The following is a 10,605-nucleotide window of genomic DNA, read 5'->3' as shown; positions in this document are numbered from 1 at the left end:
GGATGTCGTCGAAACCAACCAGGAGCACACCATGATTCCCAAGGACACCTACCTCGTTCTCTCCGAGATGGAGTACCGCAAGGACCGGACCCGCAAGGGCATCGCCGCCGCCCGTGGCAGCCGCTCGCGCTCGTCCTGGATCCGCCGGGTCGCCAACGCGGAGAAGTCGATCTGAGTCGACCGCCGGGCGTACCACGCTCGGCGGTCGCTCGGTCTCCAGCCGAGAACCGCCCGTCACTGATGACGCAGACCGAAATCAACGCGCCGCTGTCGGCGTTGGGCACCATGATGGAGCCCGTGGCAGCGCACACCAGTCGCACCCTCGTCGGTCGCGACACCGAGCTCGAGCAGCTTTGCGAGCTGCTCGGCATCACGCAGCGGCTCGACCGCCCCGGCGTGGTGCTGCTGAGCGGCGATGCCGGCGTGGGCAAGACCCGGCTGCTGATGGAGCTGCGCGACCGCGCGCAGGACCAGGGCTGGCGCGTCGTCGCCGGCCACTGTCTCGACTTCGGAGACAGCGCCCTTCCCTACCTCCCCTTCAGCGAGCTGCTCGGGCGCTTCGACACCGAGCTGCCCGAGGTCGTCGAAGACGTCTCCGCGGAGCACCCCGCCATCGGCCGGCTCCAGCCCGGACGCCGGGTCCGCACCTCGGTCGACGCGCCCAGCGACGGTGAGCCCGGCGCCGATCGCGGTGAGCTGTTCGAGGCCGTGCACGCGCTCGTCGACGCCGCCGCTGCCTCGTCGCCTCTGCTCCTCGTGATCGAGGACACCCACTGGGCCGACCAGTCGACCCGTGACCTGCTCGGCTTCCTCTTCACCCGGTCCTTCACGCACCCCGTGGCGCTGGTCGCGTCGTACCGCTCCGACGACCTGCACCGCCGCCACCCCCTGCGCCGTCAGGTCGCCGAGTGGTCCCGGCTGCAGACGGTCGACCGGCTCGCTCTCTCGCCGCTGCCCGACGACGCAGTGCGCAAGCTGATCGCCGAGCTGGCACCCGAGCTGCTGGGCGAGCGCGAGCTGGCCGAGATCGTCGGCCGCGCCGAGGGCAACGCCTTCTTCGTGGAGGAGCTGGTCGCGTCCGGGGCCGGCGGGTGGGTGCCCGACGACCTCGCCGACCTGCTCCTGGTCCGGCTCGACCGGCTCTCCGACGAGGCCCGCCAAGTGGTGCGGATCGCGAGCGTCGCCGGGCGCAAGGTCAGCCACAGCCTGCTGGAGGCGGCTGCTGGCCTACCGCCCGCCGACCTCGACGCCGGCATCCGCCAGGCCGTGGAGATGAACATCCTCGTCGCGGGCACCAAGACCTACTCCTTCCGCCACGCCCTGCTCGGCGAGGCGGTCTACGACGACCTGCTGCCCGGAGAGCGGGTCCGGCTGCACGGCCAGTACGTCGCTGCCCTCGCCGCAGGTCCCGGTCGCGGCACGGCCGCGGAGATGGCGCGCCACGCCCGCCGGGCGATGGACCTCGACCGTGCCGCGACCGCCGGCGTCGAGGCCGGTGACGAGGCGCTGTCCGTCGGCGGGCCCGACGAGGCGGCGCGGCACTACGAGCACGCGCTCGAGCTGCTGGAGGACGCCGACCGCGCCGAGCGGCTCGGGATCGACGTGACCAAGGTGGTCGTCAAGGCGTCGGACGCCCACAGTGCCGCCGGTGACAGCCAGCGGTCGGCGACCCTGCTCGCCGAGCACATCGAGCGGCTGCCGGCCGGCGCGCCCGCGTCGGCGCGCGCCCGGCTGCTCAGCAACTACGCCCTCGCGCTCTGCCTCGTCGAGTCCCCGATCGACCCGCTCGAGGTCGCCAAACAGGCCCTCGCGCTCGCGCCCGAGGGCGAGAGCCCGCTGCGCGCCAAGATCCTCGCCACGCACGCGCGAGTGCTCACGATGCATCACGACCGCCTCGAAGAGGCCGAGAACACCGCAACCGAAGCGCTCGCGCTGGCCGAGAGGCTCGCGATGCCGGTCCTCGCCTCCGAGGTGGTGACCACGCTGAGCAGCCTGCGGTTCAAGCGCGGCGACGGCACCGACTCCCAGGCCGTGCGCGCGGCGCTCCAGGACGCGGTGAAGCGCGCCGTCGATGCCGGCGCGATCTACGCGGAGCTGCGGGCCCTGTTCCTGCTGGGTCGCACCTACCAGGAGGCGGCCGAGTGGGACGAGGCGGCGCGGTGGTTCGCCACCGGCCTCGAGCGGGGTGTGGCGGTCGGCCTGCCGTGGGCGCCGTACTCCCTCGAGTCCCGCTGGCAGCTCGCCTGGGTCCGCTACGCGCAGGGCGAGTGGGACGCGGCCCTCGACCTGGTCGCGATCGCCGACGACGAGAGTGGCCCGTTGATCCCTCGGGCGCTCATCGAGGCAACCCGGCTGTCGATCCTGTCGGCCCGCGGCCACGCCGTGGGCGGAGACCTGCGCCGGCTCCGCAAGGTCTGGCCCGACGAGGGCAGCGTCGCGGTCTTCTCCGCCGGCACGGAGATCGAGATGGCCGCTCATGCCGGGGACGCCGATGGCGCGATCGCCGCGTACGACGAGGTCGTCGGCGTGTTGACCCGCATCTGGAACGAGCGCTTCGCCGGCCGGGTGCGGCTGGCGGCGCAGACCCTCGGCGCGATCGCCGGCGCGCTGCCGTCGGCGAGCACCTCCGAGCGCACCGCACTGCTCGAGCGGGCCGACCTGCTGCGGTCCGACGGTGACGTGGTCGCCGAGCGGTTCGCAGGCGGCCAGGCAGCGTGGGGACCCGAGGGACGGGCGTGGGCCCACCGGCTGACCGCCGAGCACCTGCGTGCCCGCTGGGTCGCCGGCGTCGACGCCCCCGATCGCGACCAGCTGCTGGCCGCGTGGGCAGCTGCCGTCGCCGCGTTCGAGGAGTTCGGCAGCGTGCCCGAGCTCGCCCGGACACGGACGACGTACTCAGGGATCCTGCGGCTCCTCGGCGAGACCGCCGCCGCGCGCGAGCAGGGCGACCTCGCGCGCGAGGCTGCGCACAAGCTCGGCGCGATCGTGCTGCTCGACGAGCTACGCGCCTCCGGCAGCACGCCTGCCCGCGCGGCTCAGGGTGACCCGCAGCGGCTCACCGCCCGCGAGCGGGAGATCCTGGCGCTCGTCGCTGACGGACGGAGCAACGGCGAGATCGGCAAGCAGCTCTTCATCAGCACCAAGACGGTGAGCGTCCACGTCTCCAACATCCTCGGCAAGCTCGGCGCCGCCGGCCGCACCGAGGCCGCCGCGATCGCCCGCCGCGACGGGCTGCTGGACTGACAAATTGCGCGAGCGTGTCGCATATCGTGCGGCACCGCACGGACCATCGCTTCGCTCGGCCCGCGGGCGCCGCACGATGCGGCTTCGCCGCGTGCGACACGCTGCCGCGCGCGCGGTCGAGGGAGTCACGGGGTGACGGCTGCTCGGCGGCTCGCGGTGGGTGGCGCGAAGTTCCGACCACGGTAGGAATCGCCGCGGCCCGCTGCGGCGTACGGTCGTGGACGTGACCGCAGAGCTCGCTGACCAGTCGTCGGTCGACACTCGTCCGCTGACGATGAAGCGCTTCGAGGGAAGCACGCTCATCGGCAGTCCGGACCAGCCACGGATCCCGCGGGGCGCGCTGCCGCCAGGGCCGCGGTGGCCGGCGTTGGCGCAGACGATCGCGCTGATGAGGTTCCGCCACCAGTTCCACCCCTACCTCCACCGGAAGTACGGCGAGGCGTTCACGCTCCGGTTGATCCCGGGCTCGCGGCCGTTGGTGCTGTTCACGAGCCCCGACGTCACCAAGGAGATCTTCGCGGCCGATCCGGCGGTCTTCCATGCCGGCAAGGGGAACGCCGTCCTCGGCCCGATCATGGGCAAGAACTCGCTGCTGCTCCAGGACGGTGCCGAGCACCACCGGGCGCGCAAGCTGCTGATGCCGGCGTTCCTCGGGCACGCCCTGCGCGGCTACCGGTCGATGGTCGCGGAGGTCGCCGCCGCGGAGATCGACCGCTGGGGCGACGGCGACGAGTTCGCCTCGCTGGACCGGATGAACGCGCTGACGCTCGAGGTGATCCTGCGGGTCGTCTTCGGCGTCACCGACGAGCAGCGTCTCGCCGAGCTCCGGCCCCGGGTGACCGCGACCGTCGACATCAATCCGGCCATCCTGCTCGGCTGGGCCTACCCGTGGCTGCAACGGTTCGGCCCCTGGCGCCGGACGGTCGACAACCAGGTCGAGCTGGACCGGCGGATCTACGCCGAGATCGCAGAGCGCCGTGCGGTGACGGACGTCGCGGACCGCAAGGACGTGCTGTCCCGGCTGATGGCGGCCGGCGACGACTCCGACCGGCTCGGCGACACCGAGCTGCGTGACCAGCTGGTCACCCTCCTCCTCGCCGGCCACGAGACGACCGCGAGCGCGCTGTCCTGGGCGCTCTACGAGCTGGGTCGCGACCCGGAGCTGCTCGCCCGCAGCCAGGCGGCGGCCGACGCGGGCGATGCCGAGGGACTGGCCTGGCTGGAGGCCGTGCTCAAGGAGTCGATGCGGCTGCACCCGATCATCCCGATGGTGGTGCGCACGCTGCAGAAGCCGGCACGCGTCGGTGGTCTCGACCTCCCCGCCGGCACCACGGTCGGCCCGTCGATCCTGATGAGCCATCTGCAGGACCAGAACTTCCCGGAGCCCGACGCCTTCCGGCCCGAGCGGTTCCTGCCCGAGCTGTCCGGCGCCGAGGCCCCGTCGCTGCACGTCTGGATCCCGTTCGGCGGCGGGGTCCGCCGCTGTATCGGCGCCGGCTTCTCGCTGATGGAGGGCACCGAGGTGCTCCACCAGGTCCTCCGCGGCTACGACATCTCCTCCGTCGAGTACGACGTTCCCCGGGTCCGCAACATCACCAGCGTGCCGCGCAAGGGCGCCCGGATTCGAGTCAAGCGACGGGTTCGGCAGTCGGGCCGCTAGGTCTGCATGACGCTGCTTCGCGCCGCGGTGGTTGCGGTGCGGTTCCCAGGGCCCTGCGCGGGCGCCGGGGAGGTCTGGGGGTGCTCGTTGTGGTTGCGGCCGCAAGGGGATGGCGGGTGGTGGCGGCAGGTGCGCGGCTTGCGGCTTCAGGACCGGCTTCAGGACCGGTGTGGGCATGCCGTTGGCCCCGCCGGTGGCGGGGTGCGGGGCTGGGTAGCTAGTTCTCGGGCGGTGTGGCGGTGAGTTGGTGGGTGCCGGTGGGGTCGACCAGGTAGGTGCCGGTGGGGAGGGTCCAGTGGTAGGTGCCGGGGTTGAGCATCCGGTAGCTGGTTCGGCCCGAGGTTTTGTACCGGTGGTGGCCGCGGCAGGCCGGTGAGAGGTTGCAGGCGCAGGTCGGCCCGCCCTCGGCGTGGGGGGTGATGTGGTCGAGGTCGCAGGTTTCGGCGGGTTTGGTGCAGTAGGGGAAGCCGCAGTGGTGGTCGCGTTCGGTGACCTGGCGGCGGATCCGGTCGGGGATCTCATAGGAGTCGACCGGTTGGTGGCCGGCGAGGTCGATCACCGGCCGCACGACCACAGTGGTGCCGGGGGTGTTGAGCCATTCCTTGACCTGCTCCACCGAGATGGGGGTGCGGGTGTTGCCGAACCGGCCCACGGTCTGGTCGGTGGCGGAGAGGTGGAGCGTGAGCTCGGTCTTCCGGCCGGGAACGGTCCTAGTGATCTCTCCGGTGTCGGGGTCGGCGACCTCGAGGTCGAGGACCAGGTCCTCCCGGGCGATCTCACCGAGGGCTTTGGCCCGCCGGACGTCGAGGGTGTCGGTGTCGCCGAGTTGGCCGGCGAGCTTGGCGCGGCGAGCGATGGCGTGTTCGAGGTCGAGGGCATCCGCGGCGTCCAGGGTGCCGGAGAGGTCGGCGGTGCCGTTGTAGCCGACCCGGTCCAGACCGGTGTGGACGTGCCGGTGGTCCCGGGACTCCCGCCGGCGGTCTTCGGCGGCATCCGGGTCGTAGCGGACCAGGGCTTCCTCGACCAGCCGGTCGACCTGCGCCCAGGTCACCCCGTGCGCGAACGGTGCCAGCTGCCCATCGACGAACCCGACAGCATCGGCGGGGAGGAGGCGGGTGGCGTCGGCGACCCGCAGTGCTTTCCACACCGGCACCTGGCCGTCGAGGAGCCGGGTCCAGGTCTTGGGGAGGCGGTGGGCGAGCTCGAGGACCTGGCCGACGTAGTTGCGCCCCGAGTCCAGCGACCGCCCCAACAACGCGGAGAGCTCCATCACCGCGAAGTCACTGATCAGCGGTGCACCGGGCCCGGCCAGCGGGAGCCCGGTGTCCAGACCCCGCTCCGTCAACGTCGCCACATCACCGGCGTCCTCGTCCACGACATGCTCGCCGGCCCATTCGGCGACCGCCCGCACCGTGGCGATCTCGCGTTCGGCGACCACCGCGCGGTGGTCGCGGATCTCGGCGAGCAGCGCCTGGGACCGGGTCACCGCAACCGGCTCGGCGACCTGGTCCGCCGCGGGGGCGGTGAGGTCGAAGAGGGGTGCGGTCCCGAGATCCATGAGGCCTATTCAACCCTGATGGTCCGACACAACGAAACGCTCAGAACCCCCCTGTGGACAGGCGATCCGCCGTTCTTGGGTTGTGGACGGAAGGTGGTCCGGGCGCCTTGGTTTCGAGGCTCCTCGCTGCGCTCGCCGCACCTCAACCAGCGGCCACGGCCTACCCACCGTGAGCCGGCCGCGGCGCGCAACCAACAGCCCTCCGCGTCCTCGTCCAAAGCCTTTCGGTCGCAACCATCCGCGGCGCGCAACCGGCGGACAGAGGGGTCGCGAGAGGGTCGCGAGCGCGACCTCCTCGACCACCGATCGCTCATCGGCCGTGAGCCGGACGCGGCGCGCAACCAATGGCCCTCCTGCTCCCGTCCAAAGCCTTTCGGTCGCAACCCCTGCCGACCGCAGCGGGGGCTCATAGGCCCAAGGGGTCTCGACACGGTCGCCACCGCGACCTCCTCGACCACCGATGCTGCATGCCAACCGACGCCCGCGCTACGACACCATCCGGGGCAGCACGTCGACGGTGGCCGCGACGTCCTCGAAGAGGTCGCAGTAGGTGAGGTAGTCCTCGCGCGCGACCGTGCAGGTGAGGGTGACGCCGAGCCCGTCCACCTGCCACGCCCACTGGTCGCAGAGCACATCGGCGGCACCGAACCGATGCGCGAAGCGGCAGTACGCGACGCGGTGGTCGCCGAGGTCGAACTCGTCGGCGTCCTCGAGCGCGAAGTCGACCAGCTGGGCACGGAGGTCGAGGAGGGCCTGCCCGCGCCAGGTCACCAGGTCGAGGTCGACCGGCCCGCAGCGGAGCACGATCTCCGGGCTCACGCCGCTCGCCGGCACGGTGCGCGGCCGGGCGGCGACGACGATGCCGTGCCCGGGGTTGCGGCGCGCGTGCCAGCTCCGCGGGAGGGTCAGGGCGACGTCGTTCTCGGCTGTCATGGGGCGGCTCCCTCGGGGTCGGTCGGCGGGTGGGGGAAGGGCTGCCAGCGCACGGGCGGCGGTAGGGCGGACTCGAAGTCGACGTCCTCGTCGCGGTCGACAGGGGTACGGCGGCGCTCGGCGTGGCCGTCCGGCGCGGGTGCGTCCGGCGGCTCGGGACTGCTCCCGAACGCGGTCACGTCCGGCGGCTCGGTGCGCGGGGCACGTTCTCGGGGCTCGTCGGCCCGGGTCGACGGATCCGGCGCCGGCACGAGCGGTTCGGGTGCCGGGACCACGGTCCATGGCGATGCCAGCGGGCCGGTGGTGTGCTCGTGAACGGCCCGCCACCAATCGGCGTACGCCGAATCGGCCTCGGCGCGGGCGCGGACCGCCCGGGCTTCGAGCCTCCGGTAGACCGCATCGATCTCCGTGCCGGGCGCGGGGACCCACTCGACCTGGTCGTCCGCCGTGACCTCGAAGCCGTGGGCCACGGCGTCGTCCCGGACTGCGGCCAGCGTCCGCCGGACGGACGCGACCCGGACCGCGTACCCGTCCAGCGCCTCCGCCAACGCGCTGGTGTCAGCGGCGACGCCCGCGCTGTCGTCCCGGAGGGCTGCCGCAGCGGTGCGATAGCTCTGCGCCGCCGCGCCGCCGAAGGCATCGCGGGACAGCACCGACTGGCCGGCGAGGAAGTCAGCGGCCGTCCCAGCGGCGCGCGCGACGGCCCGGAGCGTCGCCGCGGCGTCGTGGCACGGCGCGGGATCGGCGGGGAGTGCAACGCTGAAGTACCAGCTCACGGCTCACCGCCACCGGGTCCCGGACAGCACCAGGAAGGTGAAGCTCACCTGGCTGTCGACCGCCTCGGCTTCCCGCGCGAACGCCTGCAGGCTGCGCCCGTTGGAGCCGATGCGGGACGCCAGACGGTGCACCCGGCGCTGGAGCCGAGCGAGAGCCGCCGCGTCGTCGACCTCGGTCGGACCGAAGTCGAGCAGGGCGCCGGCCCCCCGCAGCCGCGCGGCGTCGTCCTCGGCGGTGCGGCCTGCCCGGATCAGTTCGTCGGGGTCGAGGCGGAAGGTCATGCGGGCAGCCTGCGCCGCCAGCGAACACGACGAAACGTGGCCGGTCGGCGGCTGTGGATGACCGCCTGACCACGGGCATGCTGCCTGTCCGCACGGCCGGACGGGCCGGTCGGATCAGAGGTCGAACGCCGCCCGCACCTGCTCGTCGGTCAGGCCGTAGTCGGCGAGGTCGTAGCGGTGCGACGGGCGGGCCTGGCCCGTCCGCGACTCCGCGTCGATCCGGGCGACCTCGGCCCGGGCGGCGTCGCTCCACGCGATGCCGAACGCGTCGTAGATGCCGGCGACGGTGCCGACGGGGTCGGCCACGAACTCCCGGTAGTCGACGTCGACGAACTGAGCGGCGTCGTACCGCTGCCGGGCCTCGGTGAACGATCGCCACGACCGCTCGAGCATCCCCAGCTGGGTGTGTCCGATCGTGTCGCCGACGAACGTCGTCGACGTGCCGGCCGTGGCCTCCGCGGACAGCGAGCAGGCGGAGGCGATGGAGGTGACCGGGTCGCGGCGGGTGCAGACGATCAGTGCATCGGGGTAGACCTTCATCAGCGCTTCGAGCGCGACCAGGTGGGAGGGGTTCTTCAGCACCCAGCGCTTCTCCCGGTCGTGCAGACCGATCAGCTGCAGGTTGCGGCGGTGCCGCTCGTAGGCGTCGGTCCAGTCCTGGCCCGCGAGCCACGCGGAGTAGCGCGGCACGTTGGCCAGCGACTCGTAGGAGATCGACTTGCCGGTCTGGCGGAGCAGCCGCCAGCACTCCTCGGGAGAGGTGGCGTCCATGTAGTGGATCCCCATGAACTCGGGGTTCGTCACGTGGTGCTGCCGGAACGCCTCCTGCATGGCGTTGAAGATCGGGTCGTCCTCCCAGGTCTCCCGGGGTGGCCGCGGCTGCGGGTACTCCGTCAGCCACAGCTCCAGGCCCTGGTGGGCCGGGTCGGCGCAGAGCAGCCGGTGCAGCGCGGTGGTGCCGGTGCGGGGGAGGCCGACGACGAAGATCGGGCGCTCGATCGGCACCTCGGCGTGCTCCGGGAACTCCGCGAACCGCGCCTCGGTCATCAGCCGTCCCACGAGCGCGCTCTTCACTTGCGCCCGGTGGAAGTAGTTGCCCACCGGGGTCAGCCCGGCCTCCGGGGAAGCCAGGTCCTCGACCAGCAGCCGGAGACCCTCATCGTGGGCGGTGCCGCCGAAGTCGGTCAGCCCGGTGGTGCGGACGGCGGCCGCGGCGATGTCGTCGTACGAGCCGACGTCGGGTCTTTGGCGCGGTTCGGTCATACGTGGAACTCGCCGCAGTCGACGTTGAGCATCACGCCGGTGACCGCGGAAGCGAGATCACTGGCGAGGAACAGTGCCGCGTTGGCAACCTCATCGGGCGTCGCGAGGCGCTTGAGGTCGGTGGGCTCGGCTTTCTCGGCGTACACCTCCTCGTGGGTGCGGCCGGTCTCCTGCGCGATCCAGTCGAAGTACGCCTTGTTGACGTCCTCATAGATGTACGACGGCGCGACGCTGTTGACCCGGATCCCGCGCGGCCCGAGCTCGGTCGCCAGCGACGAGGCGAGGTGCTCGAGGGTGCCCTTGGACAGCTTGTAGCCGGAGTACTCCGGCTGGCTGCTGTAGATCACGCACGAGTTGAGCATGATGATCGACCCCTTGCTCGCTGCCAGGGAGTCGGCGAACAGCGAGGACAGCCGGAGCGGCGCGAAGACGTTGGTCTCCTGCGCCGCGCGGAGCCCGTCGAGCTCGAGTGTCGAAAGCGGGTCCATCGGCGGGATGCCGAACGCGTTGTTGATCAGGCAGTCGACCTTGCCGAACTCCTCGAGAGCGGCGTCGACGAGGCGCTTGCGCGAGTCCTCGTCCGTGATGTCGGTGGGTACGACGAGCGCCCGCCTGCCGTGCTCGCGAACCACCGCGGCCATCTTCTCGAGCCGCCGCTCGGTGCGGCTGACGAGCACCAGGTCGGCGCCCATCAGCGCAGCCTGCTCTCCGAGCGCGCGGCCGAGACCGGGTCCGACGCCGGAGAGAACGATGACCTTGTCCTGGAGAAGAGGAATCACCGGGCAAGACTAGAACGTGTTCCAGTTTTGCGCTACTGGCCCGGCTCTCCTGCCCCGGCCGGGTCGGGAGCGGGCAGCGCGGGTGGGCGCCCGCTCAGCATGTGGTCCGCG

At 72.2% G+C, this 10,605-nt stretch carries 9 protein-coding genes; 3 read left to right on the top strand and 6 right to left on the bottom strand.

What is annotated here, in order from left to right:
* Window positions 1-31: 31 nt before the first annotated feature.
* The 3 genes from SHK19_RS19490 (at window position 32) to SHK19_RS19480 (ending at window position 4,903) form a co-directional block, all read left to right on the top strand.
* Entirely contained in the window at window positions 32-175 is a 144-nt protein-coding gene (locus SHK19_RS19490; protein ID WP_322454744.1) for a hypothetical protein, read from the top strand.
* 65 nt (window positions 176-240) lie between these two features.
* The gene (locus tag SHK19_RS19485; RefSeq protein WP_322454745.1) at window positions 241-3,243 is read left to right on the top strand and encodes a helix-turn-helix transcriptional regulator; all 3,003 of its coding nucleotides are present in this window, start codon (window positions 241-243) and stop codon (window positions 3,241-3,243) included.
* A gap of 223 nt (window positions 3,244-3,466) precedes the next feature.
* Window positions 3,467-4,903: a cytochrome P450 gene (locus tag SHK19_RS19480; protein WP_322454746.1), complete on the top strand. Its 1,437-nt coding sequence runs from the start codon at window positions 3,467-3,469 to the stop codon at window positions 4,901-4,903.
* Window positions 4,904-5,120: 217 nt separating this feature from the next.
* On the opposite strand, the gene SHK19_RS19475 is transcribed toward SHK19_RS19480, so the two are convergent.
* The 6 genes from SHK19_RS19475 to SHK19_RS19450 all read right to left on the bottom strand — a co-directional run bounded on the left by SHK19_RS19475 (window position 5,121) and on the right by SHK19_RS19450 (window position 10,494).
* Window positions 5,121-6,461 (bottom strand): HNH endonuclease signature motif containing protein, encoded by a 1,341-nt coding sequence (locus SHK19_RS19475; protein ID WP_322937203.1) that lies wholly within the window; start codon window positions 6,459-6,461, stop codon window positions 5,121-5,123.
* 486 nt (window positions 6,462-6,947) lie between these two features.
* Window positions 6,948-7,394, bottom strand: a complete 447-nt coding sequence (locus SHK19_RS19470) for a hypothetical protein (protein WP_322454748.1) — start codon at window positions 7,392-7,394, stop codon at window positions 6,948-6,950.
* Window positions 7,391-8,170: a hypothetical protein gene (locus tag SHK19_RS19465; RefSeq protein WP_322937202.1), complete on the bottom strand. Its 780-nt coding sequence runs from the start codon at window positions 8,168-8,170 to the stop codon at window positions 7,391-7,393. The genes SHK19_RS19470 and SHK19_RS19465 overlap by 4 nt, the downstream gene beginning before the upstream one ends.
* A 3-nt stretch (window positions 8,171-8,173) precedes the next feature.
* The gene (locus tag SHK19_RS19460) at window positions 8,174-8,452 is read right to left on the bottom strand and encodes a hypothetical protein (protein ID WP_322937201.1); all 279 of its coding nucleotides are present in this window, start codon (window positions 8,450-8,452) and stop codon (window positions 8,174-8,176) included.
* A 114-nt stretch (window positions 8,453-8,566) separates the two neighbouring features.
* Window positions 8,567-9,715, bottom strand: coding sequence for a sulfotransferase family protein (locus SHK19_RS19455; protein WP_322937200.1), 1,149 nt, complete (start codon window positions 9,713-9,715; stop codon window positions 8,567-8,569).
* Complete coding sequence (locus tag SHK19_RS19450; protein ID WP_322937199.1) at window positions 9,712-10,494, bottom strand: SDR family oxidoreductase; 783 nt, start codon at window positions 10,492-10,494, stop codon at window positions 9,712-9,714. Before SHK19_RS19450 ends, SHK19_RS19455 begins: the two co-directional genes overlap by 4 nt.
* Between the last annotated feature and the right edge of the window lie 111 nt (window positions 10,495-10,605).

Origin of the sequence: Nocardioides bizhenqiangii (assembly GCF_034661235.1) — a bacterium.
Lineage (GTDB): Bacteria > Actinomycetota > Actinomycetes > Propionibacteriales > Nocardioidaceae > Nocardioides > Nocardioides bizhenqiangii.
Note: the sequence above shows the minus strand (reverse complement) of the source record. Positions and strands in the feature narration are given on the sequence as shown.